Source organism: Burkholderia sp. 28_3, from assembly GCF_003253915.1.
Classification (GTDB): domain Bacteria; phylum Pseudomonadota; class Gammaproteobacteria; order Burkholderiales; family Burkholderiaceae; genus Burkholderia; species Burkholderia cenocepacia.
The window spans coordinates 136,647-160,503 of record NZ_QKZF01000001.1; the positions used below are offsets into that span (position 1 = coordinate 136,647).

A 23,857-nucleotide genomic window follows, 5' to 3' on the forward strand; every position below is an offset into this window, starting at 1 on the left:
GACTACACGGTGGCCGGATCGACCTTGTCGATATCGATGCCGTAACGCCGGATCGCTTCGCCGACGCGAGCCCGTTCGATCATGCCGTCGTCGGCGAGCGCCTTCAGTGCGGCGATCACGATGAAGTGCCGGTCGACCTCGAAGAACGTGCGCAGCGCCTCGCGCGTATCCGAGCGGCCGAAGCCGTCGGTGCCGAGCGACACGAAGCGGCGACCGTCGACGAACGCCCGGATCTGGTCGCCGACGATCTTCATGTAGTCGGTCGCGACGACCACCGGCCCCGCGCGGCCGTCGAGGCATTGCTGCACGTACGGCACGCGCGGCGCCGCGTCCGGATGCAGCAGGTTCCAGCGTTCCGCGGCGAGCCCGTCGCGGCGCAGCTCGGTCAGGCTCGTCGCGCTCCAGACGTCGCTCGACACGCCGAAGTCCTGCGCGAGCAGGTCGCTCGCGGCAAGCGTTTCGCGCAGGATCGCGCCGCTGCCCATCAACTGCACGCGCGGCGCGTCGGCCGCGTGCGGCGGGCCGTCGCGCAGCAGGTAGAGCCCCTTCAGGATGCCGGTTTCCGCACCGTCGGGCAGCGCCGGATGCGGATAGTTCTCGTTGAGCAGCGTGATGTAGTAGTAGACGTCCTCCTGCTCCGCGAACATCCGCCGCAACCCGTCGCGCACGATCACCGCGAGTTCGTACGCATAGGTCGGGTCGTACGACACGCAGTTCGGAATCACCGACGACAGCACGTGGCTGTGTCCGTCGTTGTGCTGCAGCCCTTCGCCCATCAATGTCGTGCGGCCCGACGTCGCGCCGAGCAGGAAGCCGCGCGTGCGCGCGTCGCCGGCGGCCCACGCGAGATCGCCGACCCGCTGCAGCCCGAACATCGAATAGAAGATGTAGAACGGGATCGCCGGCAACCCGTGGTTGCTGTACGCGGTGCCGGCCGCGATCCACGACGCGATCGCGCCCGATTCGTTGATCCCTTCCTGCAGGATCTGCCCGTCCTTCGCTTCCTTGTAGTAGCTGAGCTGACCCGCGTCCTGCGGCGTATAGAGCTGGCCGAGATGCGAATGGATGCCGATCTGGCGGAACAGGCCCTCCATCCCGAACGTGCGCGACTCGTCCGGCACGATCGGCACGACCAGCTTGCCGAGCTGTGGGTCCTTCAGCAGCGTGCCGAGGATGCGCACGAACGCCATCGTCGTCGACAAGCCGCGCTCTCCGGTGTCTTTCAGTTGCGCGTCGAATGCGGCGAGCGGCGGCGTCGGCAGCGGCGCGACCGCGTGGAAGCGGGCCGGCACGTGGCCGCCGAGCGCGGCGCGGCGTTCCGCGAAATAGCGTGCCTCGGCACTGCCCGGTTCCGGCTTCAGGTAAGGCAGCGCGTCGAGCTGCGCGTCGCTGACCGGCAGCGCGAAGCGGTCGCGGAATGCACGTACCGCATCCGCGCTCATCTTCTTCAACTGATGGTTCACGTTCTGGCCTTCGCCGGCTTCGCCCATCCCGAAGCCCTTGACCGTCTTCGCGAGCACGACGGTCGGCCGGCCGTCGGCGCGCATCGCCTGCGCATAGGCCGCATGCACCTTCTCCGGATCGTGGCCGCCGCGCGCCAGTTTCCAGATGTCGTCGTCGGACAGGTCGGCGACCAGATCGAGCAGTTCGGGGTACTTGCCGAAGAAATGCTCGCGCACGTAGGCGCCGCTTTGCGACTTGAAGGTCTGGTAGTCGCCGTCCACGCATTCCATCATGCGCTGGCGCAGCAGGCCCGTCGTGTCGCGTTCGAGCAGGCGATCCCAGCCGCCGCCCCAGATCACCTTGACGACGTTCCAGCCGGCCGCGCGGAACGTGCCCTCGAGTTCCTGAATGACCTTGCCGTTGCCGCGCACCGGGCCGTCGAGGCGCTGCAGGTTGCAGTTGACGACGAAGATCAGGTTGTCGAGCCGCTCGCGCCCGGCCAGCGAGATCGCCGCGAGCGATTCGGGCTGGTCCATTTCGCCGTCGCCGAGAAACGCCCACACCTTGCGGCCCTGATGCGCCTTCAGCCCGCGATATTCGAGGTAGCGCATGAAACGCGCCTGATACGCGGCCGTGAGCGGCCCGAGCCCCATCGACACGGTCGGGAACTGCCAGAAATCGGGCATCAGGCGCGGATGCGGATACGACGACAGTCCGTCGCGGCCGGCTTCGCGGCCGGTCTCGCGGCGGAAATGGTCGAGCTGCGCGTCGGTGATGCGGCCTTCCAGGTATGCGCGGCCATAGATGCCGGGCGCCGAGTGGCCCTGGATGTAGACCATGTCTCCGTCGAACGTATCGGTGCGGCCGCGGAAGAAGTGGTCGAAGCCGACGTCGTACAGCACGGCCGCCGACTGGTAGGTCGCGATGTGGCCGCCGACGTTCGAATGCCGGCCGGCGCGCAGCACCATCACCATCGCGTTCCAGCGAATCATCGCGTTCAGCCGCCGCTCGAGCGCGAGATCGCCCGGGTAGGCCGGCTGCCGCTCGCGCGGCACGGTGTTCACGTACGCGGTCGTCACGCGGCCGTGCAGGTCGCCATGCCGGGCCGCGTCGAGATCGGCGAGCTGGTCGAGCAGATAGTGCGCGCGCGGACGGCCTTCGAGCGCGATCACGGATTCGAGCGCATCGAGCCATTCGCGGGTTTCCTGCGGATCGATGTCGGGTAACGCGAGAGGTGCGGTCATGCAATGTCTCCAGAAGCATCAGGCAGCGCGCAGCGACGGTCGTGGCGCCGCGTCGCGCGACGAAACGCCCGCCGGTTGGCGGGCAAGTAGTTGCAATTGCAATCGTATGACGGGCATTGTTATCGAGGTAAAATTTAATTGCAACTGCAATTCAACAAAAGGAACGACCTGACATGAGCGCACCCGAACCCGATCTGTGGTTCTCGTTCGTCCGCGCGCACCGGACGATGATTCGCGAGATCGAGCGCCGCCTTGCGGCGGCCGGCCTGCCCGCGTACGCGTGGTACGACGCGCTGTGGGGGCTCGAAAGCGGGCCCGACGGCACGCGCCGCATGCACGAACTCGCCGACGTGCTCGCGATCGAGCGCTACAACCTCACGCGGCTCGTCGATCGGCTGGAACAGGACGGGCTCGTCACGCGCGCGCGGTCGGCCGACGATGGCCGCGCGGCGTTTGCGAGCATCACCGACAAGGGGCGGACGCTGCGCAAGAAGATGTGGAAGGTGTACCAGTCGACGGTCGCGGAGCTGTTTCTCGACCAGTTCACGGGCAAGGAGCAGGCGACGATGGCCGCCGCGCTCGATCGCGCGACCGCCGCCGCGCGCGACGCGGCGGCCGACGCGAAGTAACGGCGTCCGGCGCGCATCAGCCGCGCGCATGGCCGCGCATCGCCTGCGCGGCCCAGTCGGCCGGCACGCGGCCATCGTCGGCCAGCAGGCGCAGCGCGACCGCGACGATCCAGCGCGCGGTCGGCGCGCGTGCGCCGGGCCCGGCCGAATCCGCGCCGAGCGCCGTGAAGCGGGCCGGCACGAACGCACCGATCTGCGCGGCAATGTGCCGTGCATAGCCGGTCACCGCGAGCACCGGCGTGCCGCCTTCGCCGAGGCAGGCCCGCACGTGCGGAACGCGCGGGGCGTCATGCGGATGCAGCAGGTTCCAGCGTTCGGCCGCGCGACCGTCGCGCGCGAGCTGCGTATAGCTCGGGCAGCTCCAGATCGTCGAGTCGATTCGCCATTCGTCGTGCAGCAGGTCGGCCGCTTCCCTGACCTGCGCGAGCGTGCTGCCCGCGCCGCACAGCCGGATATGCGCTGCGGCGCCGGCGGCGGCACGCCGGCCGGCCCGCACCATGCCGTTGAACGCGTCGCGGGCGGCCGACGCCGACAGCGGCTTCGCATCGGGCTCGCAGTCGTCATGGCTCGCGAGATAGACGAAGCCAGGCTGGCCGGCGACGTACAGCGTGCGCAGCGCGTGGCGCAGGATCGCGATCGCTTCGTGTCCCGACGCCGGATCGTACGGCGTGCACGCGGCGTTCGCGGCGAGCCAGTGCGGGACGTCGGGCGTCACGCCCTTCGGCCATGACGATGCGGCCGTTTCCGCGTCGTTCACGAAGATCCCGCGATCAACGGTTTCGATCGACGCGAGCCGCAACCGGTCGATCGCGCGCGCATGCAGCAGGTACAACAGCGGCCGCTCGAAGCGCTTGCCCGGATCGAGAAACCGCAGCGGCCACGCACTGATGTGGCGATGCGCATGCGTGCCGGAAACCGGCTCGCGCGCATCGGCGCGGACGATCCACACGCGCTTCGACGTCGCCGCATCGCGTTCGAGACACTCGGCGGCTGCCCGCATCGCGCCGAGCGGCGAGACCGCCGCGCCTGGCGGCACGAGCCGCCGCGTGGTCAGCCGTTCGAGGCAGGCCGCCGCGGCGCGACGGGTATCGGGCGTCCGCACGGGCGGACCGGATCGCGCAGTCTGCATGTCCCTCCTTCGAGTACTGGCATGGCGCCGGCGTCATCGATTCCGGCATAGGATTGCAATTGCAACGATTGTAGTTGCAACGATAACCCGATGACAAGGACCGACATGACCTCGACGCACTCCCTCACGTTCTATACGGCCGACACGCCGAACGGGCACAAGATCGCGATCTACCTGGAAGAGGCCGGGCTCGCGCACGATCGCGTGCTGGTGGACCTGTCCGCCGGCGAGCAGCGCAGCCCGGCGTATCTCGCGATCAATCCGAACGGCAAGATCCCGGCCATCGTCGACCACGACACGGGGCTCGCCGTATTCGAATCCGGCGCGATCCTCGGCTATCTCGCCGCCAAGACCGGCTGCCTGCAGCCTGACACGCTGGCCGAGCGCACGGCGGTCCAGCAATGGCTGCATTTCCAGATCGGCGGGATCGGGCCGATGCTCGGCCAGCTGTGGTGGTTCCTGCATGCATCGAAGACGGTCAATGCGGAAGCGATCGACCGCTACCGGAAGGAGGCGCTGCGGCTCTACGGGGTCGTGAACGGCCGCCTGTCGGAATCGGCGTATCTCGCGTCGTCGCGGTATTCGATCGCCGATATCGCCGCGTTCCCGTGGCTGCGCACGGCGGCCGAGCTCGATCTCGACGTGACCGGCTTCCCGCACGTCGAGCGCTGGCTCGCCGAGATCGCCGCGCGGCCGGCCGTGCAACGGGGCCTGATCGCATGCCGCGCGCCGGCGGCCGAGGCGGCGCACTGACGTCGCATCGCCCGCGCCGGATGGACGGCGCGGGCGCCGGCCGCTTGGCCGCCGGGAAAACATTGTTCTCCTTCGTCGTAAACGTCTCGAATGCGTGATATTTGCGCGGCCCGATCCGGTTTAGAGTGGCCGCGAATCGATGACGATGTGTCGTATGGCCGCAGCCCCGGGCCGTACCGACGCACGAGGAGCTGGAGACAAAATGAGTGAAGGCAGGATTACGCAGGTCGAGTCGTTCGGTTTCGAGCGCATTCCCGATGCATCGCGCTATGCGCGGCCGATCGATCTGTTCCGGTTGCTGTTCGGCGGCTGCAATACGTTTTCCACATCGGTGCTCGGCAGCTTTCCCGTGCTGGTCGGCCTGTCGTTCAAGGCGGGCGTCTGCGCGATCGTGCTCGGCGTGCTCGCCGGCACCTGCATCCTCGCGCCGATGAGCCTGTTCGGCCCGCGCAACGGCACCAGCGACCCGGTGTCGTCCGGCGCGCATTTCGGCATCCACGGCCGGATCGTCGGCTCGTTCCTCGCGCTGCTCACGTCGATCGCGTTCTTCTCGCTCGCGGTGTGGAGCTCGGGCGACGCGCTCGTCGGCGGTGCGCACAACCTGGCCGGCGTGCCGGTCAACGGCTTCACGCTCGGCGCCGCGTACCTGGTGTTCGCGGTGCTCGTGCTGATCGTCTGCATCTACGGCTTCCGCTTCATGCTGTGGGTCAACAAGATCGCCGTGTGGGCCGCGAGCGTGCTGTTCGTCGCGGGCCTGTTCGCGTTCGCCGGCCTGTTCGACATGCGCTACGCGGGTACGCTGCAACAGGGCAGCGCGGGCTTCTGGGCCGCGTTCGTCGGCGCGGTGCTGGTCGCGCTGAGCAACCCGGTGTCGTTCGCGTCGACGCTGGGCGACTGGGCGCGCTACATTCCGCAGCACACACCGAAGCGTCGCGTGATGGGGGCGGTGTTCGCCGCGCAGATCGCGACCTTCGTGCCGTTCTTCTTCGGCCTCGCGACCGCGACGATCATCGCGTCGAAGGCGCCCGCGTTCATCGCGTCGAACGACTACGTCGGCGGATTGCTCGCGATTTCGCCGCGCTGGTTCCTGCTGCCGATGTGCCTGATCGCGATCATCGGCGGGATGTCGACCGGCACGACCGCGCTGTACGGCACGGGCCTCGACGTATCGAGCATGTTCCCGCGGGTCCTGAACCGTGTGCGCGCGACGCTGCTGATCGGCACGATCGCGATCGCGTTCATCTTCGTCGGGCGTTTCTGGTTCAACCTCGTCGAAAGCGTCGCGACGTTCTCGACGCTGATCGACACGTTCAGCTGCCCGTGGATGGCGATCATGGTGATCGGCTACGTGACCCGCCGCGGTTACTATCTCGCCGACGATCTGCAGGTGTTCAATCGCGGGCTGCGCGGTGGCCACTACTGGTTCACGCACGGCTGGAACGTGCGCGCGATGGGCGCGTGGCTGCCGGCCGCGTTCGTCGGGCTCGCGTTCGTGAACCTGCCGGGCCAGTTCGTCGGGCCGCTCGGCAACCTCGCGGGCGGGCTCGACCTGAGCGTGCCGCTGTCGCTTGCAGTGGGCGGGATGCTGTACTTCGCGCTGCTGACGCTGTATCCGGAACCGGACGGCGTGTACGGCCCGCACGGGCGCCGTTTCGTGCGCGGCGGCAAGGGGAGGGCGCGCGAGGTCGGCGCACCGGCGATCCAGCCGAAGGGATACTGATTGCTGGCCGGCGGATTGCACCTGATCCGGAAATGACAACGCCGCCGTGCGGGCTCAGCCGCCGGCGGCGTTGTCGTTTGGGTTGACGTTTGTGGCGAAGCGCCGCGTTGTGTCAGTGGAACGTGCTGCCCGCGAGCAGCCCGCCGTCGACGATGAATTCCGAGCCCGTGCAATACGTGGATTCGTCGGACGCGAGGAACAGCACGAGGCTGGCCACTTCGTCGGGCTTGCCGATGCGCGCGATCGGCAGGCCGCTGTAGATCGACGACGGATCGAAATCCGCGAACTCGGGCGGGCGCGCCATCACCGTATCGATGCCGCCCGGATGCACCGAGTTCACGCGAATGCCGTAGCGGCCGAATTCGAGCGCGGCGGCCTTCGTCATCCCGCGCACCGCGAACTTGCTCGACACGTAGGCGCTGCCGCCCGCGACGCCTTCCATCCCGGCCGTCGACGACACGTTGACGATCGACCCGCCGCCCGCATCCTTCAGCGCGGCCAGTGCCGACTTCATCCCGAGCCAGCAGCCGACCTGGTTCACGTCGATCACCTTGCGGTAGTCATCGAGCGAGCACGCTTCGATCGGCACGAGCTTCAGGATCGCCGCGTTGTTCACGAGAATGTCCAGCCGGCCGAACTGCGCGAGCGTGGCCTGAACGGCGGCGTGCCAGTCGGCTTCGTTCGTCACGTCGAGATGCTGGAAGCGTGCGGCATCGCCGAGTTCGGCCGCGACGCGCCGGCCGGCGTCGTCCAGCACGTCGGCGATCACCACGCGTGCGCCTTCGGCGACGAACCGGCGCGCTTCCGCTTCGCCCTGGCCGCGGGCGCCGCCCGTGATCAGCGCCACCTTGCCTTCGAGTCGTTTCATCGTACTTGCTCCTGTGAGTGAAAGAGGGCGTGCGCGGCTCGCGTGGACGCGGCCGCCGCGTCCACGCTGCGGACCGGATCGCCACCGCGCCACGCACGGGCTTCGGCGATGCCGTGCGCGATCAGGTCGCGCATGCCGGCGCCTTCGATCACTTCGATGCGCACGCCGGGATCGTCGGCGTCGTCGAGATACGCGACGCGTGTGGCCGCGTTGTGCGCATCGAACACGACGCGCAGGCCGCGGGCGGCGAGCCGTGCGACCGCCGCATCGAGATCGTCGACGACCCACGCGACGTGATGCAGGCCGACGAGCGGCTGCCCGTGCGCGTCGCGATACGGCGACGGCGTGTCGTTCGTCACGTGTATCAGTTCGATCTGTAGATCGCCGCGATACGCGAGCCCGACGTCCATCGTGACCGTCACCGGTTCGCCGAGATGGCAGCCGTCGAGCCGCACGTTGCGGAACACGGTCCACGGGCCGACCTCGTGGCGGGCGCGCCAGCGCGCGATGCTGCGGTCGAGGTCGGCGACTACGTAGCCGATCTGGTCGATGGGGCCGAGGGCGGGGTCGTGCATGTCGTCTCCGTGGCGGACGCACCGGTGCGTGCCGTGCGATGCATGACGGCCATGATCGCAACAAAGCGCGTGTTTCGTGCCATCCAAACGGACGAGTAGGCGCACGCAGCGTCGTGCGATGCGGCGCCCCGACGCAACGCGTGCGCGAGCTGAAAGGCGGGCAATGCGCTCGACGCGTTACCGCGCGTTCGGCCCGTTGACCGTCAGCCGGCACACGGTCGCGAGCGCGAGCAGGTTCGGGTCGCGCTCGCGACGATGCAGGAAGCACAGGCCGATCGTCTGGCGGATCGTCGGTCCGGCGAGCGGTCGCGAGCGCGATCCGGCAGCAGCGAGCAGCCGACGCCGCCCGACACGAGGTTGATCAGCGAGAAGATGTTGCCCACGCGCATTACGACGTTCGGCGCGACACCGGCCGGGCGGAACGCCTCCGTGAAGCCGTGGTGCGTCGCGAAGCCTTCGCCGAGCGACACGAACGGTTCGTCGCCGCATGCGTGGAGATCGATCGCATCGCGTTGCGCATACGGCGAATCGACCGACGCGGGGAAGGACATCTCGTCCTCGAACAGCGCGATCGACTCGATCTCGGCGTCCGGGTCGGGCAGCGCCATCAGCGACGCCAGATAGGGCCACGATCCATCGGCGCGGGCCACAGGCGGGGTATCGGGCGAGCCGATGATGAGCATCGCGGCCGGCCATCTACCGCGGCGGCCGCCGCGTCATTACGCTTGGGCGATCGTCCACTCTGTCCAGAAGGTCGCCATGTCCCGGCTCGACTACACCCTGCTCGGCCCCTGCCTGCTCGCCATCGCGCTCGACGCGATGGGGTTCGGGCTCGTCTATCCGATGATGTCCGCGATCTTCAGCGATCCGCACGCGGGCATCCTGCCGGCCGACGCCGGCGCGCATGCGCGCAATTTCTATCTCGGCCTCGGCTACGGGATCTACCCGCTGTGCATGTTCTTCGGCTCGTCGCTGATGGGCGAGCTGTCCGATCGCTATGGCCGCCGCCGGATCCTGCTGCTGTGCGTGCTCGGCCTCGCGGCCGGCTACGCGCTGATGGCGGCCGGCGCGTGGCGGGCCAGCATCGCGCTGCTGCTGGTCGGCCGTGGGCTCACGGGCCTGATGGCCGGCTGCCAGGGCATCGCGCAGGCGGCCATCACCGATCTCAGCACACCCGACACGAAGGCGTACAACATGAGCATCATGTCGCTCGCGTTCAGCGCGGGCGTGATCGTCGGCCCGGTGCTCGGCGGCGTCACGTCCGACCGGACGATCTCGCCGCTGTTCGACTACGGCACGCCGTTCGTGCTGGTCGCCGCGCTGTCGCTGATCTGCGCGGGCTGGACCTGGGCGTCGTATCGCGATTCCGCCGCGCCGCGCGGCGATACGCGCATCGATCCATTGCTGCCGCTGCGGATCATCTGGGAGGCCGCGCGACAGCGCAACGTCGCGTTCCTGTCGGTGGTGTTCTTCCTGATGCAGGTCGGCTACGGACTCTACCTGCAGACCATCATGCTGCTGTTGCAGGCGAAATTCGGCTATACGAGCGCGCGGCTCGGGCTGTTCAGCGGCGTGATCGGCATCTGTTTCGTGTTCGGGCTGCTGTGTGTCGTGCGGTTGATGTTGCGCGTGTGGCGCGTGATCGATATCGCGAAGACGGGCCTGCTCGTGGCCGGCCTTGGCCAGATCCTGTCCGCGCTGTTTCCGCACGAACCGGTGCTGTGGGCGCTCGCGATGGTCGTCGGCTGCTTCGACATGGTTGCGTACACGACGATGTATACGGCGTTTTCCGATGCCGTCAGCGACGATCGGCAGGGCTGGGCGCTCGGCGTCGCGGGCTCGGTGATGGCGGTCGCGTGGGTCGTGACGGGCGCGCTGACGAACCTGCTGCCCGTATTCGGCGAAATCGGACTGCTGCTGATCGGCGGCGCGGGTTTCCTGCTCAGCTTCGCGATGATGGTCGCGTACGGCCGCACGCGGCCGGGCGCGCGAACGGCCGCGCTCTCGTAAATTGCTCACACGTACGTTGGCCCGATCCTGTCGGAGGTTGTCCCGCGCGCCGCTGTCGCATCGCGCCGCGCGGCCCGACACTGGCGCGTCGCGGCCGGAGAGGTTCCGGGCCGCGTGCGGCGGCGCCGGCCGGGCCGGCGCGCCGTTTCGTCAACGTACCCACCGAGAGAGCATGTCATGCAACATCCGACCATCCGTACCCTGGCCGGCGCGAGCGCGCCGACGTCGATCGCCGCCGCCCGCACCGCGCTGCTGGTGATCGATTTCCAGAACGAATACTTCAGCGGCCGCCTGCCGATTCCGGACGGGCCGCGCGCGCTGGGCAATACGCAGCGCGTGATCGCGTTCGCCGATCGCGCGGGCATTCCGGTGTTCCACGTCCAGCACGTCGATACGGCCGACAGCCCGATCTTCGCCGACGGCAGCGACGGCTTCCGTTTTCATGCGGACCTGCAGCCGGCGCCGCATCACGCCGTCGTGAAGAAAACGTCGGTGAGCGTCTTCCCGACGACGGATCTCGATGCGCGGCTCAAGGCGGCCGGCATCGACACGCTGATCGTCACCGGCCTGATGACGCATGCGTGCGTGGCCGGCGCGGCACGCGATGCAGTGCCGCTGGGCTATGCGGTGATCGTCGTCGACGATGCCTGTGCGACGCGCGACCTCGACGTCGCGGACGGCGGCACGGTGCCGCACCGCGAGCTCCATCGTGCGACGCTGGCCGCGCTGTCGGACACGTTCGGCGACGTGCTGACGACCGAGCAGGTGCTGGCGCTCGGCGTCGCGTGACGGCGGCCGGTTCGCGCGTCACTCGGCCCAGCCCGGCGCGGCGTACACGACTTCGCCGCGGAAGCACGTTTCGATCACGCGGGCCTGCGCGAACGTCTCGACCGGGTGCGCGAACGGATTGCGGTCGAGGATCGCGAAGCTCGCGTCCTTGCCCGCTTCGAGCGAGCCCGTGCAGTCGTCGAAGCGCAGCGCATACGCGGTGTTGACCGTATAGGCCTCGAGCATCGTGAGCAGGTCGAGCCGTTCGTGCGGATTCCACGGCGGGCTGTCCGGCTGGTCGATCAGCAGGTGCGTGACGCCCGTCTGGATGATCTGCATCGGGTCCATCGTGCTGACCGACCAGTCCGAACCGGCCGCGAGCATCGCCCCCGCGTTGCGCAGGCTGCGGAACGGATAGTTGCGCGCAGTGCGCTCGGCGCCGAGCAGGTCGCGGTAGAGCTGTTGCTGCTCCTCGCGGGCGGCGGTCCACAGCGTCTGCACGCTCGCGATCGCGCCGAGCCGGTTGAAGCGGCTCATGTCGGCCGGATCGACGAGTTGCAGGTGCGCGAGCTGCGCGCGCCGGTCGCGCATCCCGTTGCGGCGCTGGACGGTTTCGAGCGCGTCGAGCGTCATGCGCACCGCGCGGTCGGCGAGCGTGTGGAAGTGCAGGTCGAAGCCGGCCGTATCGGCGAGCAGGCAGATTTCGTTCAGTGCGTCCTGGCTCCACAGCGCGAGGCCGCAGTCGTCGGTGCCGGCGTACGGCTCGAGCAGCGCGGCGGTTTTCGATTCGGGCACGCCGTCGACGAAGATCTTCACCGTATGCAGGCGCAGGTTGTCGCGCTCGTACTGACGGCGCCACGCGACGAAGCGTTCGACCTGCTCGCGCGGATCGCGGCGCGGGTTCGCATAGAGGCCCGCGCTCATGTAGGCCTTCAGCGTGCCGGCGCGCTGCGCGTCGGCGTAAGCCTTGAGTTCCGCCTCCTCGACGCGTGCGTCGAACCAGCCGGTGATGCCGTAGCCGTGCGCCATCGCATGGGCTTTCGCGAGCGACTTCGGGTAGCCGGCCGGGCTCAGTTGCGGAATGATCGGGCAGACGCGGTAGAACGCCGCTTCATGCACGACGCCGGTCGGCGCGCCCGACGCATCGCGCTCGATCACGCCGCCGGACGGATCGGGCGTATCGGTGCGGATGCCGGCCGCTTCGAGCCCTTTCGTGTTGAGGCAGCCGCTGTGCACGTCGAAGCCGACCACGAGCAGCGGCCGGTCGGGCACGACCCGGTCGAGCCGTTCGCGGGTCGGATACGCGCCGAACGCGGCGAGGTTCGCGCCGCCGAGATAGACCCACGGCTCGTTCGGCGTCGCATCGGCGCATGCGCGGATGCGTTGCACGATCGTGTCCGGATCGTTGATGCCGGACAGGTCGAAGTCGCCGAGGATCTGATGGCCTTCGAGCGGATGAACGTGACCGTCGATGAAGCCGGGCAGCATCAGCCGGCCGGCGAGGTCGACCGTGCGCGTCGCGGGGCCGGCCAGCGGGCGGATGTCGTCGTCGCGGCCGACCGCGACGATCTTGCCGTCCTTCGTCGCAAGGGCCTGCGCGAAGCGGCGCTGCGCGTCGCCCGTGTAAAGCAGGCCGTTCAGATAGACGGTATCGGCGTGTTGCATGTGTCTCCTCCGGATGGGGGCGTGTCGACGGGCGCACGCGTCCGACGGGCGGGCCGTGTGGCTCGTCCGGTCGCATGAACCCGGTCGGGTTGGAATGGGATGCGGGGCGTTATGTCCCGGCGCCGCGCGGCAGAGGTGGGGCTGCGCGGGGATGAAGGCCGACCACGGCTACCGGAGCGTCATGCCGGGTTCGCCGACGAGCGCGTATCGGTACAGCGGCGGTCGACGTGCACGCGGCCGCGTGGGCCGGCGTCCCTTCGGTATTCGGCATTGCGTGTCTCCGTGGCATCCGACGAGTTCCTGTCGTCGGTGGAGACAGATACTAGGAGCGGGAGCGGCGGCTGTCTGTCATCGTTTTGAGGACAACGCGCGACAAGGGAGGACGGTAGAAGTCACGACGTAGCGGTGGCGGCTAGTTGCCGCGGTCTTCCGGCGTTGCTTCTTCCTCGACGCACCACGCGAAGAGCCCGGCCCGGTTCGCGACGCCGAGTTTCGCGAGCGCACGGCCGAGATAGGTGCGTACGCTGCTCGGCTTGAGCGCGAGCGTGTCGGCGATCCGCGGAACAGGCTGGCCCTGCAGCACCGCGCGGCACACGAGCCGTTCGCGCTGCGACAGCGTCGCGCCGCTGCGCGCCAGGCGCTGTTCGAAGCGCTGCAGCAGCGCGCCGTCGTCCGAGCGCGGCGTCAGGCGGGCGAGCCGCGCATGCTGGATCAGCAGCGGCAGCACGAAATCGCCGAGCTGACGCAGCAGTGCCAGTTCGGCCAGCGTATAGGACGGCTGGCCGCGCCGGCGGAACAGCGAGAACGCATAGACGTAGTCGCGTTCGCTGCCGAGCAGCGTGCAGTCTTCGCCGAGCTCGCCGAGCGCGAACTGGCGGCCGTACTCGGTCGCCGTGTCGATTTCCTCGTTGCACGAGAACACGAGCTGCGAATCGGTCGCGCGCTCGATGTGCGGAAGCAGCGTGTCGGAGCGCCAGTCGCCCTGTGTATACAGATCGAGCGCGTGGCGCGTGCCGTCCGGATCGTCGCCGCCGGCGAAGAACAGCACGTCGACGCCGTCGACCGAGTGCGATGGCGCGTCGCGACGGTAACGCGTCGCGACGCTGTAATGGGACTGCGGGTCGACGGTTTCGCGCAGCCACGCCCAGAGCCGGGCGGGAAACTGCGGACTGCCGAGGCTGGCGACCAGGTCGCCGGCGTTGCTCAGGGAAATATGGGCGGGGCTCATCGTTGACACCGTCTTCGCGAACGGCCGCGCGTGCAGGCCGTGCGTCGCGTGCGGCGGCACGGTGGCCGGCATTGCGATCATGCGAGACGGAGGCCGGCGCGGCGGCGAAGCACGATTGTAGGGGAGTTCGCCGCCGCGGGGCATCCGCGCTTGCCCGGCGGCCGGCCGACGCTCCGGTGAGCGCGATGCGATGCCGGTCGCGGCGTGCCGCGGGCCGGCCTCGTGCATCAGGACAATCAGAACATCGTGTTCCGGTTCGCGGACGTTTCGGGTACCGGCTGGATCACGTCCCAGTGTTCGACGATCTTGCCGTCCTTCACGCGGAAGATGTCGACCACCGCTTCGCCGCGATCGCCCGGCCGCTCGGTCGCATGCACGTGCAGGTAGACGAGATCGCCGTCGGCCGCGCTGCGGACGATGCGCGCGCGCGAAGCCGGGTTCTTCTGGAACGCGCCGACGAAGTACGACACGAACGGCTGCTTGCCGTCCGGCACGTGCGGGTTGTGCTGTTTGTAGTCGTCCGCGACGACGGCGGCGGCTTCGACTGCTTCGTGCCGGTTGAAGAAGCGGTCGTAGAACGTCAGCACCAACTGGCGGTTGGCTTCCTCCGCGGCCAGGTCGCGCGTGGCCGGGCCGGCAGCCAGCGCGGCCGCCGATGATGCGGCCAGCAGAACGAATGCGGCAACGGCGCGAGCGGGGGAGCGGAACGATGACATGTAGCGTTTTCCTTGTCTGACGGTTCGTGGAGGGATGCGCGAGCGAGACGGCGGCTTTGCGCGGCGCGCGACGATCGGCGGTCGGTGCGGGCGGGGCGCGACGTGCACGCCGTATCGGCATCAACGGCGCGCCGACGAGACCACGTTGCCGCTGCCGGTATTGCGACGCCGCGGGGCATCGTCATGCTTCGTTGAACTGGCGAATCCGGGCGGCTGTCGGCCGATCGAATGGTACAGTTGCCGCGAACCCGTCACAAGAAGTCATCGCGGTGTGAACAGGTCACGCCGCGGTGACCGCGCATCGCCCTTGAAAGAGAATGCCGTCATGCCGCTTCCGTCCGCCGACGAATCCGTCGAACTCGATCAGCCATGCCCGATCCGCGATGTGCTCGACCGCATCGGCGACCAGTGGAGCCTGCTCGTATTCGAGGCGCTGGCGGGCGGAACGATGCGCTTCAACGAACTCGGCCGTACGATCGGCGATGTGTCGAACCAGATGCTGTCGCGCACGCTGAAGCGGCTCGAACACGACGGTTTCGTCAGCCGCACGCTGTTCGCCGAAGTGCCGCCGCGTGTCGAATATGCGTTGACCGACCTCGGGCGTTCGTTCCTGACGCCGATGCAGGCGATGATCCGGTGGGCCGACGAACATCATCGCGCGATCTGCGCGGCGCGCCGTCGAGCGTGCGAGCAGGAAGGCGGCGGGCGTTGAGTGCGCTGCGTGCATCGGTTCGTTGACTGGCGGTGCGCGGCAGGCGAGCTCGACGGGTTGAAGCATGTGCGGATGCATTCGCATCGCCATCGCGTGACTTCGTTATCCGAAGGATGGCGTCGGAATGGATAGCCCGACGATAGGTTGATTTGGCACCCTTGCCGTGGCGACTGATTCCGTGGCGCGAGCGGCGGCGGTTCTCGCGCGCCGTCCGGCCCGGGCGCTTCATCGGCCGGTATCGAGCCGCTGCTTACCGCCACGAACCGTCGACGTAGATCCAAACCGGCCCTTGGCGGCGCCAGTAGCCGGGCACCCAGCGGCGCCCGGGGCGCCGTGCGACCCAGCGACCGGACACCCATATATAGCGACCGCGCTGCCAGCGCCAGTAGCCGTCCGTCCATATATAGCCGTGCGGCCGCGGCGGCGGCGGGCGACGATCGTGGCGTGCCGCCGGCGGTGCGAAGCTCGGCCAATCCGCATAGGGCGGCCCGCCGGGTACGCGGTTCGGACCGGAGGGGCGATACACGGGCGGGGCGGGCTGGGCCGAGGCGGCGCGCAGCCAGCCGGTGCCGACGAAGGCGGCAGTCAATCCGATGGCGCGCAGCAACGAGCGTCGATTCATGGCGGTTCCTGTTCGGTATTCGAGGCCGCCTTACATTAGCCTGCCGGCCCACGCGCCGGGTTACGCGGGCGGTTAAGGCTGTTACCGCGTGTCACGGCGGGGGCGAGCCGCCTGTTTTGCTTTCCGATGGCTCACGGATCTCGCCGTGGCGCAGGCGCCGCTCCCTGTTTAGGGGGCGACGCGGACGTTTTAGATGCGGGATGGCCAATATTTGAGATTGAATTGGGTAAAAATTACCGTTTTCGGGGTGCCGAACCGAATCCGCTTGTTGTTTCTATGCAACCGTCAAGACGATGACATGAAAGAATGATGCGATGAAAGCCTCCAAAAAGCCGTCGTCAAGAAGTCAAAAATAGACGTTAAAACAAATACTTATGACGCGGCCCCACTTTCATTATTTCTAGTTCTGGAAAAGCTTATTTCTTTATTTGCGGATCGCTCCCCTAGGGTACACCCCTAAACTCACGGTTCCCAAACGGGCAACTATCCGGGCGCCGCCAGCAGTACCGATGGCGCTCCCGGGCGGTTGCAGACCGTTTATGAACAAGGTCGCGAGACCTGCCTCTTTTTAGAAGGGAGCTCCACGAATGAACAAGACTCTGATCGTTGCAGCAGCTGCAGCATCGTTCGCTACCGTCGCTCACGCGCAAAGCAGCGTCACGCTGTACGGCGTGCTGGACGCAGGCATCACCTACCAAAGCAACGTCGCCAGCAAGTCGCTGTGGTCGATGGGCTCGGGTATCGACCAGAGCCGTTTCGGCCTGCGTGGTTCGGAAGACCTCGGTGGCGGCCTGAAGGCAATCTTCACGTTGGAAAGCGGCTTCAACATCGGTAACGGCCGTCTGGGCAACAACGGTGGCATGTTCAACCGTCAAGCATTCGTCGGCCTGTCGAGCCAGTACGGCACGGTCACGCTGGGTAAGCAATACGACGCAACGCAAGACTACCTGGCGCCGCTGACGGCAACGGGTTCGTGGGGCGGCACGTACTTCGCTCACCCGCTGAACAACGACCGCCTGAGCACGAACGGTGATGTCGCGCTGAACAACTCGATCAAGTACACGAGCGCTAACTACGCTGGCCTGCAATTCGGCGGCACGTACTCGTTCTCGAACAACCAGAACTTCGGCAACAACCGTGCATACAGCGGCGGCCTGTCGTACCAGTTCCAAGGCCTGAAGCTGGGTGCAGCATACTCGCAAGCAAACCTGGGTGACGGTACCAACGCCAACGGCGCGACGAACATCGCTGCACAAGGCCGTGTCCGTACGTACGGTGCTGCTGCTGGCTACGCATTCGGCCCGGCACAAGTCGGCGCTGCATGGACGCAATCGCGTATCGACAACCGCGCTGCAGGCGTTCCGTCGCTGCGCGCTGACAACTACGAAGTCAACGCAAAGTACAACCTGACGCCGGCTCTCGGCCTGGGTGCTGCTTACACGTACACGAACGCGAAGGTTGATGGTTCGAGCGCACACTGGAACCAGTTCGGTCTGCAAGCTGATTACGCACTGTCGAAGCGCACGGACGTCTACGCACAAGCTGTGTACCAACGTGCTTCGAAGAACGCTGGCGGCGCGTCGATCTACAACGGCGACCTGTCGACGGCTCCGAGCTCGTCGATCAACCAAACCGCAGCAACGGTTGGTCTGCGTCACCGCTTCTAAGCGTGACGGGCGGGGTAACCCGCTTCGCAGCATCAAAAAAGGCGCCTTCGGGCGCCTTTTTTTCGTCTGTTGAACACGATGGCGGCAATCCGGATCGTCCGAATGCAAAAAAGCGAGGCCGGTGCCTCGCTTTTTCCGTTTTGCGCCCGTATCGCGCGGCGCTGGTCGACCGGCGGCTCAGCGCGTGTATTCGCCGTTGGCTTCCGGCTGGAACACGATCGCGGCGACCTTCATCAGCTTTTCGGCGCCGCTCGGCTGCATCACCTTGACCATCTGGCCGCGTTGCGTGCCCAGCAGCGCCATGCCGACGGGCGAGAAGACGTTCAGGCGGCCGAGTTCGAGGTTGGCGGCGTCCGGATAAACGATCGTCCAGGTGGCCTGTTCCTGGGTCGCTTCGTCGAGCAGCGTGATCTGCGAGTTCATCGTGACGACGTTTGCCTTGATGGCGTCGGGCTGAACGATATCGGCGCGTTCGAGCAGCGTGTCGAGCATCGTCTGGAAGCGCGGATTGTGCTCGGCGTGCTTTTCGAGGCGAGCGACGTCGAGTTCGGTCAGCTGGTAAAGGCGTTGTTTCATGGCAGTTCTCCAAATGATCGGCAGGGGCAGGCGTGGCGTGCCTATGAGGATCGCCCGGAGCCTGTCTAACCTGGCTCCGGGTGGAGACCGAGCGGTCAGATCAGGCGCCGGGCAGGGGCGAGCGGCGCCTGGGCCGTGCGTCGAGCGAGGGGGTGTGCCGGCTGGCCGGCACGCGCGCGCACGCCGGCCGGGCCGGACGGCGAAACCGAAAGGGGCGTGAGCGCGTACATGGTGGATGGAATATCGACTGGCGAATAGAACCTTACGATTCTACAACACAACCTTCCGGACAGGTGATCCGGCTGTTGGCCTTTCGTCAGCGATTGTTGTGTAGATGAAGCAAGTTGCAACGACCCTGTCTGGAAACAGTGTGCGATTTTTTCCAAAAATGCAACGCTGTATATTCAAACTAAGGGTTTCCCCTTGGAATGGCGCGCACTACACTGAATTCAATCGCTTCAGACAGTCCTGCCGAGGCGACGTCAAAAGAGAACATATTCCGGAGGTAAATCATGAAGTCGATCATCTACGCAGCTATCGCCGCATCCGTCCTTGCCGCTCCGATTGCATCGTTCGCGCAGTCCGAGCAGGGATTGACCCGCGCTCAGGTCAAGGCCGAACTCGTGCAACTGGAGCAGAACGGCTACAAGCCGCTGGCGAGCGATTCGCAATATCCGAGCAACATTCAGGCCGCCGAGCAGCGTATCCAGCCGAACCAGCCGATGCTCGCGCAAGCCGACACGAGCGGTTACGGTGCCGTGGCCACGGGGGCCGCGCAAGCCGGCCGTCGCGTGACGCGGGAAGCGCCGAATCCGGTGAACTCGGTCTACTTCGGTAACTGATTGAACGTCCCCGGTCCTGCCCGAGCGCACCGCTGAATTGACGAGACGCGCGCCCGTTGCGCGCGTCGTTCGCCCGCAGGAGCAGAACCTCCGTCGCCGCATGCCGGCGGCTTTCCGCCCAGACGCTGACGCGTTTGGGCCTTTTTTGCTGGGCCGGATCAGGCGGACGTGACGGTGGGCGTGCCGTGGATATAGTGTTCGAGCTGGCTGATCGTGAACTGCTGATCGGCGATCACGCTCTTCACGAGGTCGCCGATCGAGATGAGACCGACCAGCTTGCCGCCGTCGAGCACGGGCAGGTGGCGCATCCGGTGCTCGGTCATCAGCGCCATGCACTCGTCGGTGGATTGTGACGGTTCGACGTAGCGCACCTTTGCCGTCATGATTTCCTCGACGCGGGTGGCTTTCGACGAGCGGTCCTGCAGGACGACCTTGCGCGCGTAGTCGCGCTCGGTGACGATGCCCGCGATGTCGTCGCCGTCGACGACCAGCAGCGCGCCAATGCCCTTTTCGGCCATCAGCTTGATGGCGTCGTAGACGAAGTCGCTCTTCGTGACGGTGTAGATGGTGCGGCCCGAATCCGGCTTGGCCTTGAGAATTTGCGCGACAGTCGTGCTCATTCGCTTTCTCCGTGTGCAGGTCGATGCAGGGCAGGCGGGGCGTGATGCGCGTCACCCGGTGAGCCCAGTATAGCCGGGCGGGCGGCGGCAGTCGCGTGACGTTTCCAGATTAGCGGTAAACTCCCGTCACGCACCATCCACACAACTCCTACATTCCTGAACGTTTCGATTGAACTCATGATGTCTTCGCGTCCCCAATCGCCCACGCCGGGCAAAACGAAAGTTTCATAGGAACATTCATATCCTGCTTTTCGTATTTTTAAGTCATTGATTTGCATGGTAAATTTACAGACCTTGGCTCCTGTCGGAGTTTTCGCGGAAGTGGTCTAAAAAAGTCGAAGTTACGCGAAAGTTACGCGATGCGATAAGATGATGACGAACACTCATCATCGGCGGAAAGAATGGCGAAGGAAAACATCCGGTCAAAGACCGCGCGAGCTAAGCTGAAGCATCAGAACGAGCCTTATTGGGATGCCTTGCGGCGTGGGCTGCACATCGGCTTCCGAACGTCTTCGACAGGCGTAGGATCGTGGGTCGGCAGGCTCTATTCCTCGGGCCGCTATCACCACACAACCCTCGAAGGTCAACCCGAATTTGACGAAGCTCGAAAGGCGGTTGAGCAATGGGCCGATGCTGTCGTCAAAGGCACTGGAAAGCGGGCAGACGATCCGACAACGCCAGTTACGGTCGAGGACGCCTGCCGGAAGTACGTTGAGGACTTGGAGAACCGGAAAGGGAAAAGGAGCGCTTACGATGCGTCCAATCGATTTGAGCGCTTGGTGTACGGCAAGCCGATAGGGAAGACCATGCTTGCCCTGTTGGAGTCGAAACAGATCACAGGATGGCACCGCAATCAAACGAAAGGTGTGGAAGGGGAGGACGATCTTCGGAAGGCGCGCGACTCTGCTAACCGCAATCTAAAGAGCCTCAAAGCCGCGCTGAACTTCGCGCGCGACAACAAGTGGGTTGATAGTGACTTGCAGTGGAAGGTCGTGAAGTACTTCGAAAAGGTCGATATGGGCCGCGATGGTTTCCTGACCGTCGAGCAGCGCAATCATCTACTTAACTGCATGCCAGAAGATTTGCGCCTATTCGCAACTGCGCTCATGCTACTTGGATGCCGTCCAGGAGAACTCGTTAAGGCACGCGTTTCGGACTACAATGCGCACTCCGGAACACTCATCCTGCGTCCGAGCAAAACAAAATCGCGAACGATAACGCTCTCAACAAAGGCCCGAGAATTGTTTGATTCCCAATCGAAGGACAGGGGGAGGGATGCATACGTGTTCCTCACTGACCATCACAAAAAGTGGACAGTTGACGCATGGCACAGCCGGTTTGTTAAGGCGAGAGAAAAGGCCGAACTTCCGGATGCTGTTCTGTACTTCGCGAGACACACATTCATTACAGAGCTTTTAACGAAAGGCGTGCCGATACTTGACGTGGCGAAATTTACAGGAACTTCGGTCAAGCACATCGACAGAAACTATGGTCACTTGACGAAAGAAGGGCAGGACAGAATTAATCGCATTGCGATACTCTGAAACATCGTCCGGATAAGCGGCCGGACGGTTTTTTGTTTTTGGAGTGCGCGCCCTCGTCAAACAATGCGGGCTGTCTGCCATTTCTTGAACCAGAGATTAGCGGAACGAAGGGAGATTCTCATCATGTAGGCGGCTGCTAAAGGCGTTGCTTGCGCATCAAAGAGACGGAAAACACAGCTTGCACCCAGCTTGTTCAGGGTTCCGTTTTGATTAATGGCCCACGGATGATCGAATTGGATCGATTCTTTTACTGAATTCGGAATAGATTCTATGACGCGATTTGTTTCCGAAATTACGATGTTGGCTTTGTCGATTCCTTTGTTTACTCGCGCCTTCAATCGCTTAATCTCAGTCGTGTAGGTCTTTTCTGCCGCTTCGAAAGCCAAGGCGCTCATGGACAACGACAAGGTGAATTTTCCTGTCATCCCTGCAATTATCGTCTGTCTGAGTTGTTTGGCGCGCTTGGCAGCGGAATAATCGTATGTTGGAATTGGTTTAAGCGACTTAGGGTCGCGTCTTGTTAGGTCAGAATAAGCCCCAACATCCACCGTTAACTTATGAATCTCATGCCCAATAGTATTGCGATAGTCCAGAAGGCTTCTGAGTTCTTCACTCTCGACTTGATTGATGACCCCTTCGGATACCAACACGGCGCGGGCAAGTTTAATCTTCTTACTTTCCTTCGGTTCCTTGGTTTTCGGCTCTCCATCGTCAAGTCGGTTTACGTCATTTAATTTATCGGTAAACTCGATCGCGGCGAGTATCAATTTTTTTAGATCCTCCATGTAGAAGAGGACTAAAACCATTTCGAAAGCACGAAGCTTGAGAAGGTCGGCCTCCCATCTCGCGGGTGTTCTGCCATGAGGGCGGTGATTGTTTACCATGCCAACGGGCCTGAAAAAGTGCGGTGCGTCAAATGTGCAGAATGCGCACTGCGAGGAACCATAGCGCCCATTGTGCGACCACGGCACCGACGAGGTAGGCGACTACGATATGTGCCGATCGCCGCCGCGCGAACAAGAAGAAGCCAAGCGCAGCGAACAGGATCGGCGGCCCGAACAGGTACACGAACAACTCGATAGTCGAACCCATCGTTGCGCGACAGGCATCAACGCCTCCGCCACAAGTTCCCGCCGGTGGCGTACACCAATCCTTGATGACCGTGCATAGGCGAGAATCGACCGCAGACCATGAAATTATGCTGACTAGTCCGACAATCCCGAATCCGATCGTTCCCAGTAGACGCCGCATTATTTGATTTCCCAAAAAAGGATTTGCTTCGAGTTCCGGAGGTCTGACCATCCAAGGTGCGTGCCCGGCAAGAACTCTTGAAAGCCGAGCACCCGGCTAAATGTCGCTACCGCGTCAGGGGCGCTGCTCACGGTCAGACGCGACCCATTCCACAGGTCGATGTGTCCGCCGCTGGCGTTCGCAGCGGCTTCACCATCGCGCGACCAGTAGCGCGAAAACTGAATAATTCCGGTGCGCCCCTTCACCTTCGATTCCCAATCCTGACCGGTGATGTTCTCTGCCTTCGGCAGTCCGGCGAAGGGTTGAAGTTGCAACCATTCTCCGAGTTCGTCCGCGCGTGTCGCGGTCGGCTTGTTGTCTAGGAGGATTCGACCGATGGTCGGTGATCCGGACATAGGCTTAACCGTTTTCTGAGAAAACGACTTCATGCCAACACCGACGCGATGCAATGTCACGCTCAGGCGGATAGCGCACTGATTGTCGTAGTCCGGATTGTCGTATGGATTGCCGGAAGGGTAGGCGTCCCACAGCTCTTTGAACGTGATCGCCTTCACGGGGACTTCTTTCTGCGAACCTGCTTGCTTGTTCGTGTCGATCTTTGTCGGTTTCGTGTGTGGCATCGATCATTCCCCTAGGTGCTTGGCGATTGCATCGTCGCCCCAATGAACGGTATAGGAGCCGGCATCGTCCCCGGTATAGACGCGTGGCAATGTCCCGCTCGCGTCCAAGCGGCCGAAGTGTACGCGGCCGTCAGCAGTTTCGATGTAGTAGGGCAATCCTTCGACCTCATGTTCGGTCGCCTTCACCTGCTCATCGAATGCACCTTTCTTGACTGATGCAACGCCGCCTGTGGCGGTTAGGCTCGATATCACCTTGCCGTGCCCCTCGATCATGTCGTCGCACCACGATTCGCCGCCAAGTCCGGCGATGATCTTCGGTGGCTTCGGGCAGCCGCACAGCACGATATCTTGATCGAGCGCGCATTCGCCGGACATGCTCATGCGATACGGCCCGCCTGCCTTCGCGATGACGCCTGTTGCCTTGCAGGCGGCGCAAAATGCCGGGCCACCGATCAACGCGATCTGATGCCCCGACATGGTGATTGGTGGTCCGCCATGTGGCAGGACGTTTCCGCCGCTCGACAACGTATCCCCGACAACTGCGACTTTTCGCAACATGCGTGTGCCCCTCGAATATGTGGCGCCAGCGCGTAGCGCGTCGGCCTCTCTCAATATTGTTCGGATGAATCGATGGAGATTCTACCAAGTCGAGCTA

23 protein-coding genes and 1 pseudogene are annotated in these 23,857 nt (G+C 64.9%); 9 read left to right on the top strand and 15 right to left on the bottom strand.

The annotated features are described in order from the left end of the window. Positions 1-2: 2 nt before the first annotated feature. Entirely contained in the window at positions 3-2,687 is a 2,685-nt protein-coding gene (aceE, locus tag DFS13_RS00620; RefSeq protein WP_034202166.1) for a pyruvate dehydrogenase (acetyl-transferring), homodimeric type, read from the bottom strand. 173 nt (positions 2,688-2,860) lie between these two features. On the opposite strand from aceE, the gene DFS13_RS00625 reads away from it, so the two are divergent. Next, the gene (locus DFS13_RS00625; protein WP_006485425.1) at positions 2,861-3,316 is read left to right on the top strand and encodes a MarR family winged helix-turn-helix transcriptional regulator; all 456 of its coding nucleotides are present in this window, start codon (positions 2,861-2,863) and stop codon (positions 3,314-3,316) included. Positions 3,317-3,332: 16 nt separating this feature from the next. On the opposite strand, the gene DFS13_RS00630 is transcribed toward DFS13_RS00625, so the two are convergent. After that, positions 3,333-4,445, bottom strand: a complete 1,113-nt coding sequence (locus tag DFS13_RS00630; RefSeq protein WP_006496897.1) for a hypothetical protein — start codon at positions 4,443-4,445, stop codon at positions 3,333-3,335. 105 nt (positions 4,446-4,550) lie between these two features. Between DFS13_RS00630 and DFS13_RS00635 the strand changes: the two genes are divergently transcribed. Together DFS13_RS00635 and DFS13_RS00640 are read left to right on the top strand one after the other, a co-directional pair. Continuing rightward, complete coding sequence (locus DFS13_RS00635; protein ID WP_034202167.1) at positions 4,551-5,198, top strand: glutathione S-transferase family protein; 648 nt, start codon at positions 4,551-4,553, stop codon at positions 5,196-5,198. 202 nt (positions 5,199-5,400) lie between these two features. Beyond that, complete coding sequence (locus tag DFS13_RS00640; protein WP_006496901.1) at positions 5,401-6,918, top strand: cytosine permease; 1,518 nt, start codon at positions 5,401-5,403, stop codon at positions 6,916-6,918. 112 nt (positions 6,919-7,030) lie between these two features. On the opposite strand, the gene DFS13_RS00645 is transcribed toward DFS13_RS00640, so the two are convergent. The 3 genes and pseudogenes from DFS13_RS00645 to DFS13_RS00655 all read right to left on the bottom strand — a co-directional run. Further along, complete coding sequence (locus DFS13_RS00645) at positions 7,031-7,786, bottom strand: glucose 1-dehydrogenase (protein WP_034202168.1); 756 nt, start codon at positions 7,784-7,786, stop codon at positions 7,031-7,033. After that, complete coding sequence (locus tag DFS13_RS00650; protein ID WP_034202169.1) at positions 7,783-8,361, bottom strand: VOC family protein; 579 nt, start codon at positions 8,359-8,361, stop codon at positions 7,783-7,785. The genes DFS13_RS00645 and DFS13_RS00650 overlap by 4 nt, the downstream gene beginning before the upstream one ends. A 177-nt stretch (positions 8,362-8,538) precedes the next feature. Then, a pseudogene (locus DFS13_RS00655) lies at positions 8,539-8,978 on the bottom strand (LysR substrate-binding domain-containing protein); the annotation flags it as partial. A gap of 142 nt (positions 8,979-9,120) precedes the next feature. Between DFS13_RS00655 and DFS13_RS00660 the strand changes: the two are divergent. Both DFS13_RS00660 and DFS13_RS00665 read left to right on the top strand, forming a co-directional pair. Beyond that, positions 9,121-10,371 carry an MFS transporter gene (locus DFS13_RS00660; RefSeq protein ID WP_034202170.1) on the top strand — a complete coding sequence of 417 codons (1,251 nt, stop codon included), beginning with the start codon at positions 9,121-9,123 and terminating at the stop codon, positions 10,369-10,371. A gap of 177 nt (positions 10,372-10,548) precedes the next feature. Next, entirely contained in the window at positions 10,549-11,160 is a 612-nt protein-coding gene (locus tag DFS13_RS00665) for a cysteine hydrolase family protein (RefSeq protein WP_006492743.1), read from the top strand. A gap of 18 nt (positions 11,161-11,178) precedes the next feature. Here DFS13_RS00665 and DFS13_RS00670 read toward each other — a convergent pair whose 3' ends face one another. The 3 genes from DFS13_RS00670 to DFS13_RS00680 form a co-directional block, all read right to left on the bottom strand. Next, positions 11,179-12,804, bottom strand: coding sequence for an amidohydrolase (locus tag DFS13_RS00670; protein ID WP_034202171.1), 1,626 nt, complete (start codon positions 12,802-12,804; stop codon positions 11,179-11,181). Between the two features lie 412 nt (positions 12,805-13,216). Next, positions 13,217-14,113 (bottom strand): helix-turn-helix transcriptional regulator, encoded by an 897-nt coding sequence (locus tag DFS13_RS00675; protein WP_230391268.1) that lies wholly within the window; start codon positions 14,111-14,113, stop codon positions 13,217-13,219. A gap of 155 nt (positions 14,114-14,268) precedes the next feature. Beyond that, positions 14,269-14,748: a nuclear transport factor 2 family protein gene (locus tag DFS13_RS00680; protein ID WP_006496909.1), complete on the bottom strand. Its 480-nt coding sequence runs from the start codon at positions 14,746-14,748 to the stop codon at positions 14,269-14,271. Positions 14,749-15,073: 325 nt separating this feature from the next. On the opposite strand from DFS13_RS00680, the gene DFS13_RS00685 reads away from it, so the two are divergent. Then, the gene (locus DFS13_RS00685; RefSeq protein WP_034202172.1) at positions 15,074-15,460 is read left to right on the top strand and encodes a helix-turn-helix domain-containing protein; all 387 of its coding nucleotides are present in this window, start codon (positions 15,074-15,076) and stop codon (positions 15,458-15,460) included. A gap of 250 nt (positions 15,461-15,710) precedes the next feature. Here DFS13_RS00685 and DFS13_RS00690 read toward each other — a convergent pair whose 3' ends face one another. Further along, positions 15,711-16,082, bottom strand: coding sequence for a YXWGXW repeat-containing protein (locus DFS13_RS00690; protein ID WP_111441275.1), 372 nt, complete (start codon positions 16,080-16,082; stop codon positions 15,711-15,713). A gap of 587 nt (positions 16,083-16,669) precedes the next feature. On the opposite strand from DFS13_RS00690, the gene DFS13_RS00695 reads away from it, so the two are divergent. Next, entirely contained in the window at positions 16,670-17,749 is a 1,080-nt protein-coding gene (locus DFS13_RS00695; protein WP_006486033.1) for a porin, read from the top strand. A 177-nt stretch (positions 17,750-17,926) separates the two neighbouring features. Here the strand turns inward: DFS13_RS00695 and DFS13_RS00700 are convergent, their stop codons facing one another. Further along, complete coding sequence (locus tag DFS13_RS00700; RefSeq protein ID WP_006486027.1) at positions 17,927-18,325, bottom strand: GreA/GreB family elongation factor; 399 nt, start codon at positions 18,323-18,325, stop codon at positions 17,927-17,929. A 512-nt stretch (positions 18,326-18,837) separates the two neighbouring features. Here DFS13_RS00700 and DFS13_RS00705 point away from each other — a divergent pair. Continuing rightward, a complete protein-coding gene (locus DFS13_RS00705; RefSeq protein WP_006486030.1) occupies positions 18,838-19,167 on the top strand; it encodes a DUF4148 domain-containing protein in 330 nt (109 codons plus the stop codon). A gap of 158 nt (positions 19,168-19,325) precedes the next feature. Here DFS13_RS00705 and DFS13_RS00710 read toward each other — a convergent pair whose 3' ends face one another. Continuing rightward, positions 19,326-19,787 (bottom strand): CBS domain-containing protein, encoded by a 462-nt coding sequence (locus tag DFS13_RS00710; protein ID WP_006486040.1) that lies wholly within the window; start codon positions 19,785-19,787, stop codon positions 19,326-19,328. Between the two features lie 401 nt (positions 19,788-20,188). On the opposite strand from DFS13_RS00710, the gene DFS13_RS00715 reads away from it, so the two are divergent. Continuing rightward, a complete protein-coding gene (locus DFS13_RS00715) occupies positions 20,189-21,331 on the top strand; it encodes a site-specific integrase (RefSeq protein ID WP_111441276.1) in 1,143 nt (380 codons plus the stop codon). A 56-nt stretch (positions 21,332-21,387) separates the two neighbouring features. Here DFS13_RS00715 and DFS13_RS00720 read toward each other — a convergent pair whose 3' ends face one another. From DFS13_RS00720 to DFS13_RS00735, 4 genes are all read right to left on the bottom strand, one after another. Next, a complete protein-coding gene (locus tag DFS13_RS00720; protein ID WP_111441277.1) occupies positions 21,388-22,215 on the bottom strand; it encodes a hypothetical protein in 828 nt (275 codons plus the stop codon). Positions 22,216-22,243: 28 nt separating this feature from the next. Next, positions 22,244-22,423 carry a hypothetical protein gene (locus DFS13_RS40695; RefSeq protein WP_241308707.1) on the bottom strand — a complete coding sequence of 60 codons (180 nt, stop codon included), beginning with the start codon at positions 22,421-22,423 and terminating at the stop codon, positions 22,244-22,246. A gap of 158 nt (positions 22,424-22,581) precedes the next feature. Next, complete coding sequence (locus tag DFS13_RS00730; protein ID WP_062910397.1) at positions 22,582-23,202, bottom strand: type VI secretion system amidase effector protein Tae4; 621 nt, start codon at positions 23,200-23,202, stop codon at positions 22,582-22,584. Between the two features lie 3 nt (positions 23,203-23,205). Beyond that, positions 23,206-23,760, bottom strand: a complete 555-nt coding sequence (locus tag DFS13_RS00735; RefSeq protein WP_111441279.1) for a PAAR domain-containing protein — start codon at positions 23,758-23,760, stop codon at positions 23,206-23,208. Positions 23,761-23,857: the final 97 nt, after the last annotated feature.